The sequence below is a fragment of the Bradyrhizobium sp. WCU1 genome (assembly GCF_053474805.1).
Window position 1 is genome coordinate 2,228,942 of record NZ_CM130280.1, and the last position, 19,417, is coordinate 2,248,358.

The 19,417-nt window shown below is 65.3% G+C and carries 14 protein-coding genes; 7 read left to right on the forward strand and 7 right to left on the reverse strand.

Annotated features, from left to right (window positions below; all coding sequences use genetic code 11):
* Positions 1-21: 21 nt before the first annotated feature.
* Positions 22-363 (forward strand): hypothetical protein, encoded by a 342-nt coding sequence (locus ACTUWL_RS10220; protein ID WP_021081010.1) that lies wholly within the window; start codon positions 22-24, stop codon positions 361-363.
* Here the strand turns inward: ACTUWL_RS10220 and ACTUWL_RS10225 are convergent.
* On the reverse strand, positions 337-4,452 hold the full coding sequence (locus tag ACTUWL_RS10225) for a bifunctional diguanylate cyclase/phosphodiesterase (protein WP_035652664.1): 4,116 nt from the start codon (positions 4,450-4,452) through the stop codon (positions 337-339). The genes ACTUWL_RS10220 and ACTUWL_RS10225 overlap by 27 nt on opposite strands.
* A gap of 402 nt (positions 4,453-4,854) precedes the next feature.
* Between ACTUWL_RS10225 and ACTUWL_RS10230 the strand changes: the two genes are divergently transcribed.
* From ACTUWL_RS10230 to ACTUWL_RS10245, 4 genes are all read left to right on the forward strand, one after another.
* Positions 4,855-5,907: an Ldh family oxidoreductase gene (locus tag ACTUWL_RS10230; RefSeq protein ID WP_021081012.1), complete on the forward strand. Its 1,053-nt coding sequence runs from the start codon at positions 4,855-4,857 to the stop codon at positions 5,905-5,907.
* 24 nt (positions 5,908-5,931) lie between these two features.
* Positions 5,932-7,296 carry an LLM class flavin-dependent oxidoreductase gene (locus tag ACTUWL_RS10235; protein WP_021081013.1) on the forward strand — a complete coding sequence of 455 codons (1,365 nt, stop codon included), beginning with the start codon at positions 5,932-5,934 and terminating at the stop codon, positions 7,294-7,296.
* Between the two features lie 12 nt (positions 7,297-7,308).
* Positions 7,309-8,106, forward strand: a complete 798-nt coding sequence (locus ACTUWL_RS10240) for a fumarylacetoacetate hydrolase family protein (protein WP_021081014.1) — start codon at positions 7,309-7,311, stop codon at positions 8,104-8,106.
* A 323-nt stretch (positions 8,107-8,429) separates the two neighbouring features.
* Positions 8,430-9,722, forward strand: coding sequence for an IS4 family transposase (locus ACTUWL_RS10245; protein WP_110201936.1), 1,293 nt, complete (start codon positions 8,430-8,432; stop codon positions 9,720-9,722).
* 147 nt (positions 9,723-9,869) lie between these two features.
* On the opposite strand, the gene ACTUWL_RS10250 is transcribed toward ACTUWL_RS10245, so the two are convergent.
* Entirely contained in the window at positions 9,870-10,325 is a 456-nt protein-coding gene (locus ACTUWL_RS10250) for an Lrp/AsnC family transcriptional regulator (protein WP_021078394.1), read from the reverse strand.
* A gap of 158 nt (positions 10,326-10,483) precedes the next feature.
* Between ACTUWL_RS10250 and ACTUWL_RS10255 the strand changes: the two genes are divergently transcribed.
* Complete coding sequence (locus ACTUWL_RS10255; protein WP_021078395.1) at positions 10,484-14,044, forward strand: indolepyruvate ferredoxin oxidoreductase family protein; 3,561 nt, start codon at positions 10,484-10,486, stop codon at positions 14,042-14,044.
* Here ACTUWL_RS10255 and mctP read toward each other — a convergent pair.
* The 5 genes from mctP to ACTUWL_RS10280 all read right to left on the reverse strand — a co-directional run bounded on the left by mctP (position 14,015) and on the right by ACTUWL_RS10280 (position 17,840).
* Complete coding sequence (gene mctP, locus ACTUWL_RS10260) at positions 14,015-15,505, reverse strand: monocarboxylate uptake permease MctP (protein WP_021078396.1); 1,491 nt, start codon at positions 15,503-15,505, stop codon at positions 14,015-14,017. The two genes, ACTUWL_RS10255 and mctP, sit on opposite strands and share 30 nt — an antisense overlap.
* A gap of 10 nt (positions 15,506-15,515) precedes the next feature.
* Complete coding sequence (locus ACTUWL_RS10265; protein WP_021078397.1) at positions 15,516-15,701, reverse strand: DUF3311 domain-containing protein; 186 nt, start codon at positions 15,699-15,701, stop codon at positions 15,516-15,518.
* Positions 15,702-15,850: 149 nt separating this feature from the next.
* Positions 15,851-16,156, reverse strand: coding sequence for a Bug family tripartite tricarboxylate transporter substrate binding protein (locus ACTUWL_RS10270; protein WP_021078398.1), 306 nt, complete (start codon positions 16,154-16,156; stop codon positions 15,851-15,853).
* The gene (locus ACTUWL_RS10275) at positions 16,153-16,821 is read right to left on the reverse strand and encodes a Bug family tripartite tricarboxylate transporter substrate binding protein (protein WP_021078399.1); all 669 of its coding nucleotides are present in this window, start codon (positions 16,819-16,821) and stop codon (positions 16,153-16,155) included. The genes ACTUWL_RS10270 and ACTUWL_RS10275 overlap by 4 nt, the downstream gene beginning before the upstream one ends.
* 107 nt (positions 16,822-16,928) lie before the next feature.
* Entirely contained in the window at positions 16,929-17,840 is a 912-nt protein-coding gene (locus ACTUWL_RS10280; RefSeq protein WP_021078400.1) for a LysR family transcriptional regulator, read from the reverse strand.
* A gap of 143 nt (positions 17,841-17,983) precedes the next feature.
* Here ACTUWL_RS10280 and ACTUWL_RS10285 point away from each other — a divergent pair, with 143 nt between their 5' ends.
* Entirely contained in the window at positions 17,984-19,132 is a 1,149-nt protein-coding gene (locus ACTUWL_RS10285; protein ID WP_035651027.1) for an HlyD family secretion protein, read from the forward strand.
* Positions 19,133-19,417: the final 285 nt, after the last annotated feature.

Sequence of the window (19,417 nt, forward strand, 5' to 3'; positions counted from 1 at the left end):
GACCCTGTGGAAGGGCCTCTGATGCATCCCGCTGCCAAGCTGCAATTTGCCCGCATCGCCGACGAGTTCGCGCGCTGGCGCGCAATCCCGGAGCCGGAACGGCCGCCGGCGCCGGCGTGGTGGTGGGGACCGGCGTTCGAGCTGCGCGACGCCGCCGGCCCGCTGCCATCCAACCAGTGCCACAAACTCCGCCTGCCTGAGGGCGCGAGCTTTGCCGACGGGACTCGCGTGCTGCGCCGGACGCTGGCCGGCCAGACCGTGTTGCCCTGGCCCTACGATTTCTCGCGCAAGGTCGCATCCACCGATTCCGACGTCCGCGACCTGCCGATACAGCCGTCAGACGACAGCGCGTTTCCGCCCTAGATCCGACCCGGCCTCGTCGATCGCCTCACCGTCCAGCGACGGCTGCAACGGCGGCGACGTCAGCACCGGCGATGCCTTCAACAGCTCGGCGAGATCGCGCGGCGGCAGCGGCCGGCTGAACAGGAAGCCCTGCATCTCATCGCAGGCATGCGCGCGCAGGAACTCCCGCTGCTCGGAGGTCTCGACGCCTTCGGCCACGATCGTCATGCCGAGCGCCTTGCCCATCGAGATGATCGCCTGCGCGATCGCGACGTCCTCGGAATCATCCGGCAGGTCGCGCACGAAGGAACGATCGATCTTGATGGTGTCGATCGGGAACTGCTTCATCAGCGACATCGACGAATAGCCGGTGCCGAAATCGTCGATCGCGAGGCGAATGCCGCGGTTCTGGATCGCATCCAGCACCCGGACCGCGCGCGTCACGTTGCGCATCACCATGCTCTCGGTAACCTCGAGCTGCAGCAGCGCCGGCGACATGCCGCTCGCCGCCAGCGCCTCGTCGATGTCGTCGAGCAGATGCGGGTCGCCGAACTGCCGCGGCGACAGGTTGACCGCCATGGTCACCGCCTTGAGGCCGCGGTGCTGCCACGCCATGTTCTGTGCGCAGGCTTCCTTCAGCACCCAGCGGCCGATCGGCACGATCAGCCCGATCTCCTCGGCGAGCGGAATGAACTGCCCCGGCGACACCTTGCCGAGCTCGGGATGGGTCCAGCGCAGCAGCGCTTCGACGCCGCTGATCTCACCGCTCGCCATGTCGACCTTGGGCTGATAGTCGAGCGAGAACTGCTCGCGCTCCAGCGCGCGGCGCAGCGCACTCTCCATGGTCAGGCGCTCGATCGACTGCGCCCTGACCTCGTTGGAGAAGAAGCGAAAGCCGTTCTTGCCGTCTTCCTTCGCGAGATACATCGCCATGTCGGCGTTCTTGGTCAGCGTCTGCACGTCGGAGCCATCGGTCGGATACATCGCGATCCCGATCGAGGCTGTAGTATGGCATTCGTGCCCGCTGAGCTGCATCGGCTGGCTGAGTGCGACCAGAAGATCGCCGGCGATGCGCTCGACGTCGCCCCGCTCGGCGGTCTCCTCCAGGATCACCACGAACTCGTCGCCGCCGAGCCGCGCGACCACGTCGCTCGCGCGCAACGACCCGCGCAGCCGTTCGGCGATCGCCACCAACAGCATGTCGCCGGCGTCGTGCCCGAGCGAGTCGTTGATCACCTTGAAGCGGTCGAGATCGATGAACAGCACCGCGAGCTGCCGGCGATGCCGATCCGCCGTCGAAATCGCGTGACGCAGCATCTCGTTGAACGTCTCGCGGTTCGGCAGATTGGTCAGGCTGTCGTGCGAGGCAAGGTATTCGATCCGCTCCTCGGCCTTGTGCTTCTCGTCGGCGCGATCGAAGCTCTCCAGCGCGAACGCCAGATTGTCGGCGAGCCGCTGCAGCAGCTCGGCAAACTCCGGCGTGAACGTGTCCTTCTCGGTCGCGACGAAGATCATGACGCCGACCGCCCGCCCGCTGACGGTCAGCGGGAACGAGGCGCCGGACTTGGTTCCGTCGAGGCGGGCCCGTTCGTGGAAAGCGGTGGTCTCGGTATCGGCAAAATAGTCGTTGATGATGCAGGCCTTGCCCGACCGGAATGCCCTGCCGCAGGCGCCGCGGCCCTCCGGGTGCGCCTCGCTGATCGAGAGCGTCACCTGGCTCGCTCCGCCGGCTGCCGGGCCTGCGATGGCGACGATCCGCAGATAGTCGCTGCCGGGCTGCGCCAGCGCGATGGTGGTCGAGGTGAATTTGCCGCCGGTCGCGGCCGCCTCGCAGACCAGCTGATAGAGCTCGGCGCGGGACTTCGCCCGCATGATCGCCTCATTGGTCGCGCTCAGCGCCGCGAACATCCGCGACAGCCGCTCCTTCTGCTCGTCGGCCCGCGCCTTTTCGTCGGCCCGGTCGAAATTGGCGAGCGCGAACGACACGTTCTCGGCGAGCCGCTGCAGCAGCGCCATCATCTCCGGGCTGAAGGTGCCGAATTCGCTGGAGAGAAACACCAGTGCGCCGATCGCCTCGCCGTCCTTGAGCAGCGGCAGCGCCGCGCCGGACTTGCTGCCGCTGTCGCGAACGATCGGATAGACATGCGATTCGGGGCCGAAGTCGCTGAGATAATCGTTGCTGATGCAGGGCCGGCGGGTGCGGATCGCAACCCCGGTCAGCGTCTGTCCTTCCGGACGCGTCGCGTCGGCCGACAACTGGACCTCGCGGGCCCGGACCCGGTCGGGCCCGGAAGCCGCCACGTTATCCAAGAAGGCCTCGCCGGGACGCACCAGGCGGATCGTGGCCGAGATGAACTGGCCGCCGACCGCCGCCGCATCGCAAACCAGATCGAACAGCTCGCTGCGGGATTTCGCCCGCATGATCGCCTCGTTGGTCGCGCTCAGCGCCGCGAACATCCGCCGCAGCCGTTCCTTCTGCTCCTCGGTGCGCGCCTTCTCGTCGGCGCGATCGAAGCTGCCGAGAGCATAGGAGACGTTGTCGGCGAGCCGTTGCAGGAGCTCGGCAAATTCGGCCGAGAAGGTGTTGCGCTTGGCGGAGATGAACAGCATCACGCCGACCGGCTCGTCGTCGACGATCAGCGGAAATGCGGCGCCCGATCGCGCGTCCTCGCGGTCGATGATTTCGCGGAACGGGCTGTCGGCCACGTCGCCCATGAAATCGTTGTTGATGCAGGCGCGGCGGGAACGTAACGCTCTGCCGCAGACGCCGCACCCTTCCGGCCGCGCCTCGCTGCGTGAGACGTTGAGGCGGCGTGCGTTCTCGGCGGTCGGACCCGCGACCGCCATCATCTCCATGAAATCGTCACCGGGTTTCGCGATCAGGATGCTGGTGGAATTGAACCCGCCGCCATGCGCGGCCGCGGCGCAGACCAACTCGAACATCTCGAGCCGCGAGCGCGCGCGCATGATCGCCTCGTTGGTCGCGCTCAGCGCCGCGAACATCCGCGACAGCCGCTCGCGCTCGGCATCGGCCTTGGCCTTCTCGGTGGCACGGCCGAAATTGTCGAGCGCAACCGAGACATTTTCGGCGATCCCCGCCAGCAGCGCGATGATCTCTTCGTCACGCGCCCAGGAATTGCCGGTGAAGAAGATCAGGACGCCGATGCTCTTGCCGAACCGGGTGAGCGGCAGCGCAACGCAGGCCATCAGACCACTGCCGCGCACCGGCGCCTGCGACTGGCTCGTCGATATCGGAATGTCGTGCTCGACGCACGGCCGCTGGGTTCGGAACGCCTCGCCGCAGATGCCCTTGCCGTAGACATTGTCCGGATCGGTCGAGAAACGCGTCTGCGTGATCAGGTCGATCGCCTCGCCGGTGCCGGCGACGGGCTCGAGCCAGTGCGTATCGGGCTCGGCGAGCAGCACCACCGTGGCGAAGGATTTGCCGCTGAACACCGCCGCGTCGCAAACCCTCTGGTAGAGATCGTGCTCAGTCTTGGCGCGAAGGATGGCTTCGTTGGTGGCGCTGATGGCACCGAACATGCGGTTGAGCCGGCGCATCGCCCGCTCACCGCTCTTGCGCGACGCCTCATGGTCGAAATTGTCGAGCGCAAAGGACACGTTCGCGGCCATGCGCTCCAGCAGCGACACGATCTCCGCGCCGAGCGAGTCGACCTCGCGGCGCGTCACCATGAAGACGCCGACGCTGCGCCCGTTGCAGACCAGCGGGATGGCGGCCGCCGCACCGACACCGGCAGCCGCGACACCGCTGCGCCAGGCCGTCGAACGGGCATCGTTGACGTAGTCGTTGCTGACGCAGGCCGCCTGCTCGCGGAACGCGCGGCCGGCGACGCCCTCTCCTTCCGGAGTGTTGGCGAGCGCGGAGATCCTGATGCTGCGCAGACGCGCGACATCGTCGCCGCAACCGGCTGCGAATCTCAGCAGACCGGTATCCGGCTCAAGCAAAAACACGGTCGCGGCCAGGAAGCTCCCGCTCGAGAACGCGGCTTCGCAGACCTTTCCGTACAGTTCTTCTGGTGATTTCGCGTACAGGATCGCTTCGTTGGTGGCATTCAACGCCGCGAATGTACGCCCGATGCTCGACTGCACGATTCCTGAAGGCCCCGCGGCCACCCCCTTCAATCCGGGGCGGAACATTGCCCGCGAGAGGCCTAAGTGATGGTTAGTGTATCCGGCAAGTTGTGAGACAAAGTAAACGGCTGACGAACGCCGGAGGCGGTTTCCCGGGATATTACGGACGCTGGTGTGCCAGCCTGAGGCGGAGGCTTGCGGGGAGTGGATTGCCGCCCTGCCGGCGCCGGCCGGGCAGCCAAATTCCGCACCGCGACCGCGCCCGTTCCACCCGGTGAAATCCGGACCCGGAGCACCCTGCTTGCGGTATGGCGGATCGGATTTTCTGCGCTTGCTCGCACCTCGGCGCTTTGACAGCATGACGCCGACAACAGCAAGCAAGACCCGCGCATCACGCGGGCCGACCGCGAGGAAAATCCCATGCCGATCGTCCAGGCCGACCGTCTCACGCGCATCGGCGCGGCGCTGCTGAAGGGCGCCGGCGCATCGGAGGAGGAGGCAAGCGCAGTCGCCTCCGGCTGCGTCAACGCCAACCTCGCCGGCCATGACTCCCACGGCGTGATCGCGATCCCGACCTATATCGACCGCATCAAGGCCGGCCATATCGTCCCCGGCGCGAAATGGACCGTGGTGCAGGAGACGCCGACCACGACCGTGATCGACGGTCATTGGGGTTTTGGCTTCCACGTCAACGCCAAGGCGATGGAGATGACCATCAACAAGGCGAAGACCGCCAATGTCGCGGCCTGCACCGTGTTCCGGCAAAGCCATGTCGGGCGGCTGGCGCACTATCCGCTGATGGCGATGCGCGAGGGCATGATCGGGATCGCGGCCGCCGATTCCGGCCGCTCGCCGAAGCATGTCGCGCCGTTCGGCGGCCGCGAGGCGCGGCTCGGCACCAACCCGCTCTCGATCGCGGTGCCGTCCGATCTCGAGGCGCCGTTCTATCTGGACATGGCGACCTCGGCGGTCGCCGCCGGCAAGATCCAGCTCGCAGTGGCGCGCGGCGAGCCAATCCCGAAGGGCTGGATCATCGATGCCGAGGGGCGCGACACCACCGACCCCAGGGATTATCGCAAGGGCGGTGCGCTGCTGCCGCTCGGCGGCAGCGAAGGCTACAAGGGAAGCGGCCTTGCCGCGATGGTCGAGGTGCTGTGCGGCCTGTTGACCGGGCTCGGCTTCGGCGTCGAGCCGACCGGCCGGCACAATGACGGTTGCTTCATGGCTGTCTTTAACGTCGCCGCGTTCCGCCCGCTCAAGGATTTCAGACGCGAGGTCGCCGACTTCGCCCGCTATTTGAAGTCGACGCCGCCCTCGGAAGGCAGCCGCGGCGTGTTCTATCCGGGCGAGATCGAACATCTGCGCGAAGTCGAGCGGCGCAAGAACGGCATCGAGATCGAGGACGCGACCTGGGACAAGCTGAAGGCGCTCGCCGCCGACTACAAGCTGACCGACCAGCTCGATCTTCGCTGAACCATCCGAGCACAGGAGAACGACATGACACGGCAAATGGCGCTGGTTGGCTTTTTGCAGGCGCAGAACTGCACCAACCTGCCAGGCTCCTGGCGCCACCCCGAGTCGCGCGATGACTCGATGTCCGCGGACTACTACCAGGAAATCGCGCGCATCCTGGAGCGCGGCAAATTCCACATGGCGTTCTTCGACGATCGCCTGGCGATGCCCGACCGCTACGGCAACGATCACGCCCACACCGTCGAATACGGCATCCGCTGCGTGAAGATGGACCCGATCGTGGTGCTGACCGCGATGGGCATGGTCACCACCAAGCTCGGCCTCGCCTCGACCGCGTCCACCACCTATTTCGAGCCGTTCGACGTCGCCCGCCGCTTTGCCACGCTCGATTTGATGACAGGTGGCCGCGCCGCCTGGAATGTGGTGACGTCGGTCAATGACGGCGAAGCGCTCAACATGGGCCGCGAGCAGCATCTCGAGCACGATCACCGCTACGACCGCGCCGACGAGTTCATGGAGGTGGTGCTCGGCCATTGGGACGCCTGGGAAGACGGCTCGCTGGTGATCGACAAGACGAGCGGCCGCTTCGCCGATCCGAGCAAGGTGAAGCGGCTCGACCACAAGGGACCGTTCTTCACCTCGCGCGGGCCATTCACGGTGCCGCGCTCGGCACAGGGCCATCCGGTCGTGATCCAGGCCGGCGCCTCCGGCCGCGGCCAGCGCTTCGCCGGACGCTGGGGCGAGGTGATCTTCACCGCGGCGCGCAACCTTGCCAACGCCAAGCAGGGCTATGACGCGATCCGGGGCGAAGCCGCCAAGGCCGGCCGCGATCCCGACCAGATATTCCTCTGCAACCTGATCACGCCGGTCACCGGCGCGACCAAGGCCGAGGCCGAGGACCGGATGGCGGTGATCCAGAAGCTGCCGCTCGAGATCGACGCGCTGTCGCTGCTCGCCGAAGGCCTCAACTTCGATTTCGGCGCCAAGGGGATCGACGAACCGCTGACCACAGATGAGTTGCAGGGCATGCAAGGCATGCTCGGCATCCGCGACGGCGTGCTGCGCACCTCCGGCAAGACCAATCCCTCGACCCGCGACTTCATCACGTTCTCCGGCCGCGGCCAGGTGCAGGACGCGATGGTCGGCGGCCCGAAGGAGATCGCCGACCGGCTGGAGGAGATGTTCACAGGCCGCGGCTGTGACGGCTTCGTCGTCGCGGCAAGCTATGTGCCGGGCTCCTATGCCGACTTCGTCGACCACGTGGTGCCCGAACTGCAGAAGCGCGGGCTGTTCCACAAGGACTACGCCGGCACGACGCTGCGCGAGAATCTCGGGCTCAAGCGCCCGGCCGCGGGCGCCTGGAAGATCCGCGCGCAGGCTGCGGAATAGAGGGACATCATCATGCGCTGGCTGAAATTCACTGCCGCGGGCAACACCGCAAGCACTCCTTCTTGGGGCCTCGTCGAGGGCGACACCGTCACCACCGTCGACGGCGATCCATTCGGCGAATGGAGCAAGACGGCGAAGACCCACACCCTGAAGGACGTCAAGATCGAGCTGCCGCTGATCCCGCGCACCTTCTACTGCGTCGGGCTGAACTATCTGAAGCACCTCAAGGAAGCCGCCGACAAGGCCGGTACGGTGCCGAACGTGCCCGATCGTCCCGAGATCGGCTACCGCGCGCAGAACGCGCTGATCGCCCACGACGAGAACGTCGTGATCCCGGCGAGCGCGACTGAGAAGATCCATTACGAGGGCGAGCTCGTCGTCGTGATCGGCAAGACGGCAAAACACCTCACCGAAGCCAATGCGATGGACTGCGTGTTCGGCTACACCATCGGCAACGACGTCTCCGAGCGCAGCTGGCAGAAGGCCGACCGCGGGCTGTGGCGGTCCAAGAACGCCGACACCTTCAAGCCGATGGGCCCGTGGATCGAGACCGATGTCGATCTCGACCGCATGGAAACCGCGATCCGCGTCAACGGCAAGGAGACCGGCCGCTTCCGCACCAACGACATGATCTTCGGCATCGTGCCCTTCCTGGTCGAGCTTTCGAAATACTTCACGCTGTCGCCCGGCGACGTGATCTGGATGGGCACCGACGGCGCCTCGCCGGATTTGAAGGACGGCGACGTGGTCGAGATCGACATCACCGGCATCGGGACGCTGCGGAACAGGTTCGTGAAGGAGAAGGTGTGAGGCGGTTGGTCTCGCCGGCGCGCCTCATCATCGGTGTCGTCCTGGCGAAAGCCAGAACCCATAACCACAGGTCGAGTTGCTGAAGCATGCTGTGGCCACGACGTCGTGCTATAATCCGCATTCGTGGCAATGGGTCCCGGCCTTCGCCCTAGGGCATGCACACATCTAGTTGGGTGGGGATTCCCGAATCGGTATTTCGTGTGATTCATATTGCGGCACTTCGGCTTTGGCGGAGGTGTCGACATGCTGGCGCAAATTGACTGGTCATTAGGTCGGTTCGGGGATCTCCGCCTCGATAAAGGGGGGCGGCGCTCGTCGAATGCATGGTCGCGGGCAAGGATGTCTGCCTGCGACGGCTGGCAGGAGGCATGCGTGCCCGGGAGGTGCGCTTCAACCGCTTTCTCGGCAATGCCAAGGTGACGACGACGCGGATAATCGAAAGCTGGAGCGATGGTACGGTAATGGCGGCCGAAGGCCGCCATGTGCTGGCGATCCAGGATACCAGCGAGATCAATTTTGCCACCAAGGCACAAAACCGGCGTGGCTTGGGCGAGATCGGTCATGGCAACACCCGCGGGGTGTTGCTGCACCCGATGCTGGCCGCAGACGCGGAAAGCGGCTGCTGCCTTGGCCTGTTGCACGGCGAGATCTGGACCCGCCAGGGCCGCCGCACCGTCTCGCACGACAATCGCGATCTGAAGGACAAAGAATCGCAACGCTGGATCGCGACCGCTCTGGCAGCCAAGCCGCTGTTGGCGAAGGCTGCGATGGTGACCATGCTGGGCGACCGCGAGAGCGACATCTTCGCGCTCTACGCCTGCGCCGCAGAACACCAGTTCCACGTCATTGCCCGGAGCATGCATGATCGCAAGCTGGCGGATGGCTGTGGCCTGTATGCGGCCAGCGAGGCCATGACCAGCATCGAACAACGGACCATCGTATTGCCTGCGCGAGCACAACGGCCTGAGCGGGCTGCGCTTCTCGATCTGCGCTTCGGCGCCGTCGAACTGGCCCGACCGCAAACCAAGTTCCTGCGCCATCTGCCGAAAAGCCTACCCTTGATCCTGGTCGATGTGCGCGAGATCGAGCCGCAGGCCGGGATCGAGCCGCTGCACTGGCGGCTGCTCACCACGCATCCGGTGACGAATGCAGAAGAGGCCTGGCGCATTATCGAATGGTACAAGCGGCGGTGGCTGATCGAGCAGTTCTTCCGCATCTTGAAGACACAAGGCCTCAAGCTCGAAGACAGTCAGATCGGGACCGCCGAGCGGCTTCTCAAGCTGGTCGCGATCGCGGCCAAGGCGGCAGTCATCTCCCTTCAGCTTGTGCAGGCGCGCGATGGTCGCGACAACCAGTCTGTCCGAATTGCCTTCAATGCTGGGGAAGTCGCTACACTTGCCGCCCTCAATCGCAACCTCGAAGCCCAAAGCAAGCGGCTGAGAAACCCGCACCCGCCTGACAGCCTCGCTTGGGCCGCCTGGATTATCGGCCGGCTCGGCGGCTGGGACGGCTATCCATCGTCCAAACCGCCGGGCCCCATCACTATGAAACACGGCCTGCAATACTTCCACGCCGCAGCCGCTGGATGGTCCCTCAGAGATCTGTGCATGCCCTAGGGCCTTCGCCGGGACGACACTGAGTTTGTTTTCGAATCACGTGCCAAACACGCGGCGTCATCACCCGCGCATGCGGCGCCCGGTCGAGCCGGGGCTTCGCACGCCCCGGAATGACGTGGGAGAGAGACGCGTACCACGAACGACGAGCTAAAACGGCAGCGCCACGCCGGTCTTGATCTCCTTCAGAATCACATTGGTGCGCACGTGGCGGATGCCGGGGATCCGGAACATGAATTCGTCCAAGAATCTGTTGTAGGCGTCCATGTCGCGCACGACGACGCGCAGATGATAGTCGGCATCGCCTGTGGTCGCGAAGCATTCCAGCACCTCGCGGCGCTGCGTCACCCGCGCGACGAACTCGTCGACGAACTTGACGTCGTGCCGCTCCAGCGAGACGTGCAGGATCGCCGAGGTCGCAAAGCCGGCGCGCTCGCGCGCCACCAGCGCCGAATAGCCCGAGATGACGCCGGACTCTTCCAGCGCGCGGACCCGGCGCCAGCACGCCGAGGTCGACATGCCCACGGTTTCGGCAAGCTGCTGGTTGGTGGCGCGGCCGTCCTTCTGCAGTTCGGCGAGGATTCTTTCATCCTGATCTTCAACCATAGCGCAGCTCCTGTTCGGTAGATTCTACCAAAATTAACATCCACCAGCAATCTTTGACCGAAATAGCCCTAGCGAGGAGAATACATAGGTGAGACCTACCAGGCACAAGGGGATAGCGTTGTCGCAACAGACATTGCGATTCCCCGAGGGCTTCAGTCATGGGCCAGATGCCGTTGCTCGACGCCTACCAGCTTTCCGAGCGCTACAGCAGGGAACGCGGCCGCGTCTTCCTCACCGGCACGCAGGCGATCGTGCGCATCGCGCTCGACCAGGCGCGGCGTGATCGCGCAAGCGGTCCCAACACCGCGGGCTTCATCTCCGGCTATCGCGGCTCGCCGCTCGGCGGCGTCGATCTCGAACTGTGGAAGATCGGCGCGCTGCTGAAGGACAGCCGCATCGAATTCCTGCCCGCCGTCAATGAGGACCTCGCAGCAACCGCGGTGCTCGGGTCGCAGCAGGTCGAGACGCAGAATGACCGCGAGGTCGATGGCGTGTTCGGGCTGTGGTACGGCAAGGGTCCCGGCGTCGATCGCTCCGGCGATGCGCTGAAGCACGGCAATGCCTATGGTTCCTCGCCGCATGGCGGCGTGCTGGTCGTCGCCGGCGACGACCACGGCTGCGTGTCGTCCTCGATGCCGCATCAATCCGACGTCGCCTTCATGAGCTGGTTCATGCCGACGTTGCATCCGGCCGATGTCGGCGAATATCTGGCATTCGGCGAATATGGCTATGCGCTCAGTCGATTTTCCGGCATGTGGGTCGGCTTCAAGGCGATCTCGGAGATCGTCGAGTCCGGCGCCTCGGTCGAGCTGCCCGCACCGCGCCGTTTCATACAGGCGGATTTTCTGCCGCCGCCGGGAGGCCTGCATTATCGCTGGCCGGATCTGCCGGGCCCGCAAATCGAGGAGCGGCTCGAAGCCAAGAAGCACGCGGTCTACGCGTTTGCAAAAGCCAATCCGATCGACCGCCGCATCTACGGCATCAAGGACGCGCGCTACGGCATCGTCACCACGGGCAAGGCGCATCTCGATCTGATGGAGGCGCTGCGGCTGGTCGGCCTCGACGAGGCCGCCTGCCGCCACTTCGGCATCGACATCTACAAGGTCGGCATGGTGTGGCCGTTGGCGCTGCACGATGCGATGGAGTTCGTGAAGGGCAAGCGCGAGATCCTGGTGGTCGAAGAAAAACGCGGCATCATCGAGAGCCAGTTCAAGGAGTATTTCTACGACTATCCCGGATCGAAACCGGAGCGGATGGTCGGCAAGCATGACGAAACCGGGGCGCGGCTGATCTCCTGGACCGGCGAATTGTCACCGCGGATACTGGCCGATGTGCTGGCGCGTCGGCTCGATCCGATGTTTCCCGAATTGCAGCTTGCGCGCCGCGTCGCCGCGCTGGTGCCGGAGCAGGATCGGATGATCGCGGTGCCGGGCGCGACGCGCACGCCGTATTTCTGCTCGGGCTGCCCGCACAACATTTCGACGAAAGTGCCCGAGGGTTCGAAAGCGCTGGCCGGCATCGGCTGCCACTTCATGGCGAGCTGGATGGACCGGGAGACCTCGTCGCTGATCCAGATGGGCGGCGAAGGCGTCAACTGGGCGGCGTCGTCGAAATTCACCGGCAACAGCCATGTGTTCCAGAATCTCGGCGAGGGCACCTATTATCATTCCGGCTCGATGGCGATCCGCCAGGCGATCGCGGCGAAAGCCAACATCACCTACAAGATCCTGTTCAATGACGCCGTCGCAATGACCGGCGGCCAGCCGGTGGACGGCCCGGTCAGCGTGCAGGCGATCGCGCACAGCGTCCGCGCCGAAGGCGTGTCGCGAATCGCATTGGTGTCGGACGATCCCGCGCATTTTTCGCCGGCGGACCTGCCGGTTGGCGTCACCATCCACGCCCGCGAGGAGATGGACGCCGTGCAGCGCGAGCTGCGCGACATTTCCGGCGTCACGGTGCTGATCTATCAGCAGACCTGCGCGACCGAGAAACGGCGCCGCCGCAAGCGTGGCACGATCGCCGATCCCCAACGCTTCGCCTACATCAACGACCTCGTCTGCGAAGGCTGCGGCGACTGCTCGGTGGAATCCAACTGCCTCAGCGTCGAGCCGAAGGAGACGCCGTTCGGCCGCAAGCGCAAGATCAATCTCTCGACCTGCAACAAGGATTTCTCCTGCCTCAACGGCTTCTGCCCGAGTTTTGTCACTATCGAAGGCGGCAAGCGGCCGGCCAAGAATGCGAGCGCGATCGATCCGCTGGCGCGCGCCGCCACGCTGCCGGCGCCGGAGTTCACGGCACTCGACAAGCCCTATGATCTCCTCGTCACCGGCGTCGGCGGCACCGGCGTCATCACGGTCGGCGCGCTGATCGCGATGGCCGCGCATCTCGAGGGGCGCGGCGTCTCGGTGCTCGACTTCACCGGCTTTGCGCAGAAATTCGGTCCGGTGTTGAGCTTCCTGCGGCTCGCGGCCAAGCCCGACGCGCTGCATCAGGTGCGGATCGACCAGGGCGCAGCCGACGCGCTGATCGGCTGCGATCTCGTGGTGAGCTCGTCGGCCAAGGCGTCCGGCACGTACCGCAAGGGCATGCGCGCTGCGGTCAACACCGCGGAGATGCCGACCGGCGACGTGGTGCGCTTCCGCGACGCCGACCTCGCCTCGCCGGTTCGGCTGCGCGCCATCGAGCGAGTGATCGGATCGGGTAATCTCACCACCCTCAACGCCAACGCGCTGGCCGAGCGGCTGCTCGGCGACAGCGTCTACGCCAACATCATGATGCTGGGCTTCGCCTGGCAGCAGGGCCTGGTGCCGGTGTCGCTGGAGGCGCTGACGCGCGCGATCGAGCTGAACGGCGTCGCGATCGAGCGCAACAAACAGGCCTTCGCCTGGGGCCGGCTCGCCTTTGTCGATCCGGATTTCCTGCCGAAGGCGGAAGATACTGCCGCGAAGGAGCAGGAGACGCTGGACCAGGTGATCACGCGACGCACGGACTTCCTGCGCGACTACCAGAACGCGGCCTACGCCTCGCGCTACCGTGCGGCCGTCGATCGTGTCCGCCACGCTGAGGCGGCACTCGGCGGCGACCGCAACGAAGGTGCGCCCCCTCCCCCGCAAGCGGGAGAGGCGAACCGAGCGCGCGGACAGACTGAACAGAACCCAAACGACCTTCCCCTCACCGACGCCGTGGCCCGTTCGCTGTTCAAGCTGATGGCCTACAAGGACGAATATGAGGTGGCGCGGCTGCATATGCAGACCGACTTCCTCGACGAGCTCAAGCATAAGTTCGACGGCGACTTCACGGTGCAGTACCACCTCGCGCCGCCGCTGCTGCCGGCGCGGCGCGACGCGCGCGGCCGGCCGAGGAAGCGCGCGTTCGGGCAATGGATCCAGACCCCGCTGCGGCTGCTCGCGCAGCTCAAGGTGCTGCGCGGCACGCCGTTCGACGTGTTCGGCTACACCGCGGAACGCCGCGCCGAGCGAGAGCTGATCGGCTGGTACGAGGCGTTGATCGACACCATGCTCGGCAAGCTCGATGCCGCGCGGCTGGCCGATCTGGTCGCGATCGCAAAGGCTCCGATGGAGATCCGCGGCTACGGATCGGTGAAGGACGCCGCGATCGACAAGACCAAGGCGGAGGTAGCGCGGCTCACCGCGCTTCTCACCCCCGCCCCGTCAGATACGCACGACGGCTCAGGCCGCCGCGCCGCGCTTGGCGGGTGAGATCAACCCAACCAGGACGGTCGCGATCACCGCCACCACGATGTTGAGCAACAGCGCGCCGAGCCCGACATAGAAGGTATAGCTGGCATCGCCGAGCGAGATGCTGGCGAGCGGCTTCAGCCCATTGCTCCACGCCGTGTAGGTGCCCCAGCCGATGCCGACCGCCCAGCCGAGCAGCAGGCCCTCGGCGCGGAACCAGACGGTGAACAGGCCGAACACCAGCGCCGGCAGCGTCTGCACGATCCAGAGACCGCCGAGCAGTTGCAGGTCGAGCGCATATTGCGTCGGCAGGAACAGGATGAAGGCGAGCGCGCCGACCTTCACCACCAGCGAGGTGATCTTGGCCACCGACGCCTCACCGGCATGCGAGATGCCCGGATTGACGTAGTGCTTCCAGACATTGCGGGTGAACAAATTGGCGGCGCCGATGCTCATCACCGCCGCCGGCACCAGCGCGCCGATCGCGATCGCCGAGAATGCGAAGCCTGCGAACCATTCCGGAAACAGCGTCTTGAACAGCATCGGCACCACGTCGTTCGGCGAGGTCACCTTGATGTTGGCGGCATAGGCCATGTAGCCGAGCAGCGCGATCAGGCCGAGCAGCAGCGTATAGGCCGGCAGCAGGATCGCGTTCTTGCGGATGGTATCCGCCGACTTCGAGGCGAAGATCCCGGTCAGCGTATGCGGATACATGAAGGCTGCCAGCGCCGAGCCGAGTGCCAGCGTGGCATAGGGCAGATATTGCGCGGGCTTCAGCGTCAGTCCGGTGGCGCCGCCCTTGGCCGTGAAGGCGTCGTGGGCCGCCGAGAACACCGCGCCATAGCCGCCGAGCTTCGAGGGCACCACGACAACAGCCGTCAGCACCACGATGTAGATCATGATGTCCTTGACGAAGGCGATCAGCGCCGGCGCGCGCAGGCCGGAGCTGTAGGTATAGAGCGCAAGGATCACGAAAGCAGCGATGATCGGCAATTCACCCGTCAGGCCCATCGCCTTGATCACGACCTCCATGCCGATCAGTTGCAGCGCGATATAGGGCATGGTCGCGACCAGGCCGGTCAGAGCCACCGCGAGCTCGAGCGCGCGCGAGCCGTAGGCGCCGTGGACCACGTCCGCGGCGGTGACGTAGCCGTTGGCATGCGCCTTCTTCCACAGCACCGGCATCACCGCGAACACGAAGGGATAGACGATGATGGTGTAGGGCAGCGCGAAGAAGCCGTAGGCGCCGACCGCATAGACCAGCGCCGGCACCGCGATCACGGTGTAGGCGGTGTAGAAATCCCCGCCGACCAGGAACCAGGTGATCCAGGTGCCGAACTGGCGGCCGCCGAGACCCCACTCGTCGAGATGTTCGTTCACCGGACCGGATTTCCAGCGCGCGGCGAAGAAGCCCATCACGGTGACGAGGGCGAAGAAGAAGATGAAGACGGAGAGCGCCACCCAGGCGATATGGTCGGTCATGGCTGCCCCCTCACCGTGTCTCGTCGCTGTCAGGCGTACGGCTGCGATAGACCAGCCAGATCAGCAGCGAGGAGATCGGCACCCAGGCGAGCTGGTACCAGTAGAAGAAGGGAAAACCGAACAGCGACGGCTCGGCGAAATTATAGAACGGCACCCATAGCAAGCCGATAAACGGCAGCAGCAACAGAATCCACATGGCTCACTCCCCAGCCCGAGGCCCTGATCAAACCGGCGGTGTTGCCGGTGTCCCGTCATCAACGACCCCAGGAACCATTGATTGCGTCTAGAATCACGGTTGCGGCATGGCGATGCAAAAAGATGTGATCGTTGCGCCGGGCAACCAGTCTACTCAGCTTTGATGCCGGCGTCCTCAATCACCTTGCGCCAGCGCGCCTCCTCACCAGCAAAATAGCGGTCGAGGTCTGCGGGCGGTGCAGCGACCATCACGAGGCCCTCATTGACGCTGAGCTTCTTGAAGGCCTCCGCCTGCACCGCCCTGGCGGCTGATTTGTTGAGGCGGTCGATGATGTCGGGAGGCGTGTTCGCAGGTGCGTAAAGGCCGTACCAGGATTCCGCTGCGTAGCCGGGCACACCGGTTTCCGACACGGTCGGCAATTTCGGGAATGACGGTGAGCGCTCAGTCGAGGTCACGGCGATCGCGCCAGCTGGCCGGCCTCGACCAGCGACGCGCAGCTTGCGACCGTCGTGAACATCACCTGGATCTGGCCGCCCAACAGGTCGGTGATCCCTGGCGCCGCGCCCTTGTAAGGCACGGTGGTCAGGTTGACGCCGGCCATGCGCTTGAACAACTCGCCGGCGAGATGCGCCGAGGTGCCGGTGCCGTAGGTTCCGTAGGACAGTTTTTCCGGATCGGCCTTAGCGGCTGCGATCAGGTCCCCGATCGACTTGATCGGCGATGCTGGATTGACCACAACGATGTTGAACGAGCGGGCCACCAGCCCCACCGGTGCAAGGTCCTTGTGCGGATCGTAAGGCAGCTTGCGGTAGAGGCTCGGGTTGACCGCATTGGCGAAGGTCGCCATCAGCAGCGTGTAGCCGTCGGGTGGGCTCGCGGCGACGCTCTGCGTGCCTATGATGGTGCCTGCGCCCGGCTTGTTCTCGATGATGACCGCAACGCCGAGATCCTTCTGCATCTCCTGCGCCAGCGTGCGCGCGACGACATCGGTGCCGCCGCCCGGCGCGAACGGCACCACGATCCTGACGATGTGATCGGGATAGGCGGCGCGTGCGGGCGTGTGCAGCGGCAGGGATGCTGCGAGCGCGAACAGAACCGATGCGAGAAGACGAAGCGGCATGGCAGGCCCCGGCAGATGAGGCGACCTTGATACACGGGAGCGCCATGCAAGGGATGCGTGCCGCCATGACGAGCGCCGTGCTGCCAGTCCCGTCAACCCACGCCCGCTCACGAATACGGATTGATCAGCTTCTGCTGCTCGGTGGCGTGATGCACCAGGAGGTCGATGAAGGTCCGAACCTTCGCCGAGAGATGATGCCGGTGCGGATAGACCGCGTTCATGGTGAACTCGACCGGCCGGTACTCGGGCAACAGGCGGACCAATTGGCCGGACTCGAGCTCGTCACGGACCAGGAAGCCCGCCGCGAGAAACACGCCGACGCCGGCCAAGGCGGCGAGCCGCAGTGTGTCGCCGCTATTGGCGATCAGATTGCCGCTGACCTTCACTGATGCCTGCGTGCCCTTGCGGTCGACGAAATGCCAGTCGTCGCCATAGGGATAGTTGACGTGACGGATGCAATTGCGTTCCGCGAGGTCGGCGAGCTGCGTCGGCTTGCCGTGCTGTTCGATATAGCCGTGCGAGCAGCACAGCACATGCCGCCAGGTGGCGATGCTGCGCACGATCAGGCTGGAATCCGGCGGCGGCAGCATGCGCACCGCGAGATCGTAGTTCTCGTCGATCAGGTCGACATTGCGCTCGCCGATCGCGAGGTCGACCTTGACCTCCGGATAGGTCGCCAGGAACTCGACGACCGCGGGCGACAGGAACTGCGCCAGATGGGTGTTGGTGTAGATGCGCAGCGTGCCGCGCGGCACCGACTGCAATGCGCCGGCGATGTCGTCGGCCTGCTCGATGTCGGCGAGGATATGGACGCAGCGGTCGTAATAGGCCTGGCCGACCTCGGTGAGGCTGACCTTGCGCGTGGTGCGGTTGAGCAGTCGGGCACCGAGGCGATCTTCCAGCGACTGCACGTGGTTGCTCACCATTGTCGTGGACATGTTGAGCTTGCGGCCGGCCGCGGAGAAGCCGCCGGAATCAACGACCCGGACGAACGCGGTCAAACTGGTCAGGCGATCCATGCGGCAAGGTCCGGATTATCAGCGCTGGCTTGATAATGCTTCCAGTTTTATCGGGATTATCACAGCGGGGAGGACATTGCATCTAAAGGGCCGAAACTGGCGCCCTTTCTGGAAGGACGCAAATGTTCGGCCAGGAGAAGACCATGTCGACCACCGCCTATGTCCCTGAAGAACCGGCCAAAATCGGCCTTCGCCCGTCGCGGCAGACGGTCAAGCGGGTGAGCCTCGGGCTCGCTGCCCTGCTCGGCATCGCCGTCGCCGGTGACTTCGGCTACGACTATGTCACCACCGGCCGTTACCTCGAGTCGACCGACGACGCCTATGTGAAGGCGGACTCCACGATCATCGCCCCGAAGGTGTCGGGTTACATCGCCCGGGTGCTGGTCACCGACAACCAGCCGGTGAAGGCCGGCGAATTGCTGGCCGAGATCGATGACCGCGATTACCGCACCGCGCTGGGTCAGGCCAAGGCCGACGTCAACGCCGCGGAAGCGTCAGTGCGCAACCTCGACGCCCAGCTCGAATTGCAGCAGCCGATCATCGACCAGAGCACCGCCGACGTCACCGCCGCCGAGGCCAATCTGAAGTTCGCCCAGGAGGAGCAGACCCGCTACGACGGGCTGATGAAGTCCGGCTCCGGCACCATTCAGCGCGCGCAGCAGACCGACGCGGCGCTGCGCGCCAACACCGCACAATTGCAGCACGCGAAGTCGGCGCTGTCGGCGGCGCAGCGCAAGGTCGATGTGCTGACCACGCAACGCGCCCAGGCCGCAGCGCAAGTCGATCGCGCCCGTGCGGTCGAGCAGCAGGCCGAGCTGAACCTGTCCTATGCGAAGATCACCGCGCCGGTCGACGGCACGGTCGGGGCCCGCACGCTGCGTGTCGGGCAATACGTGCAGGCCGGCACCCAGCTGATGGCCGTGGTGCCGCTCGATGCGGTCTATGTGGTCGCCAATTTCAAGGAGACGCAGCTGACCCATGTGCGCAACGGCCAGCCGGTCGAGCTCACCGTCGACAGCTTTCGCGGCACCACGCTGAAGGGTCACGTCGACAGCCTGTCGCCGGCGAGCGGCCTCGAATTCGCGCTGCTGCCGCCCGACAACGCCACCGGCAACTTCACCAAGATCGTGCAGCGCGTGCCGGTGAAGATCGTGCTCGACGATCACAGCCTGACCGGGCTGCTGCGGCCGGGCATGTCGGCAATCCCCACCGTCAACACCAAGGCGACGGTGCTGGCCGAGCGCGACGAGAAGCGCCGGCTGGCGTCGGCGATGCGGGCGAACGGCGGTTAGCGCAAAGCACCTCTTCAACCGGCTTGACGCGATCGATCACCGCAACGGTGGTCGATCGCGTTTTTGCTGCGTCTTCCTCCGTCCCCTTCTTCGAGCCATGAGCACCGGCGGTAGGGCTCCCTCCCCCCTTGCGGGGGAGGGAGCCAATCCGGTGTGCTCACCTCACTAATCGACACACACAAACCGAACGGCGCGCTGGACTGGCTGCGCGGTCGCAAGCTCGATCACGATTATCAACCTACGCCGGACAATCCTTCCACTCCTTCCCGGATTATCGAAAGTGGC

Coding starts and splice junctions, on each gene's coding strand:
- ACTUWL_RS10245 (WP_110201936.1), top strand. CDS start 8,430: ATGGTCGCGGGCAAGGATGTCTGCCTGCGACGGCTGGCAGGAGGCATG.
- ACTUWL_RS10275 (WP_021078399.1), bottom strand. CDS start 16,821: ATGCCGCTTCGTCTTCTCGCATCGGTTCTGTTCGCGCTCGCAGCATCC.
- ACTUWL_RS10230 (WP_021081012.1), top strand. CDS start 4,855: ATGCCGATCGTCCAGGCCGACCGTCTCACGCGCATCGGCGCGGCGCTG.
- ACTUWL_RS10255 (WP_021078395.1), top strand. CDS start 10,484: ATGGGCCAGATGCCGTTGCTCGACGCCTACCAGCTTTCCGAGCGCTAC.
- ACTUWL_RS10265 (WP_021078397.1), bottom strand. CDS start 15,701: ATGTGGATTCTGTTGCTGCTGCCGTTTATCGGCTTGCTATGGGTGCCG.
- ACTUWL_RS10250 (WP_021078394.1), bottom strand. CDS start 10,325: ATGGTTGAAGATCAGGATGAAAGAATCCTCGCCGAACTGCAGAAGGAC.
- ACTUWL_RS10220 (WP_021081010.1), top strand. CDS start 22: ATGCATCCCGCTGCCAAGCTGCAATTTGCCCGCATCGCCGACGAGTTC.
- mctP (WP_021078396.1), bottom strand. CDS start 15,505: ATGACCGACCATATCGCCTGGGTGGCGCTCTCCGTCTTCATCTTCTTC.
- ACTUWL_RS10280 (WP_021078400.1), bottom strand. CDS start 17,840: ATGGATCGCCTGACCAGTTTGACCGCGTTCGTCCGGGTCGTTGATTCC.
- ACTUWL_RS10235 (WP_021081013.1), top strand. CDS start 5,932: ATGACACGGCAAATGGCGCTGGTTGGCTTTTTGCAGGCGCAGAACTGC.
- ACTUWL_RS10285 (WP_035651027.1), top strand. CDS start 17,984: ATGTCGACCACCGCCTATGTCCCTGAAGAACCGGCCAAAATCGGCCTT.
- ACTUWL_RS10240 (WP_021081014.1), top strand. CDS start 7,309: ATGCGCTGGCTGAAATTCACTGCCGCGGGCAACACCGCAAGCACTCCT.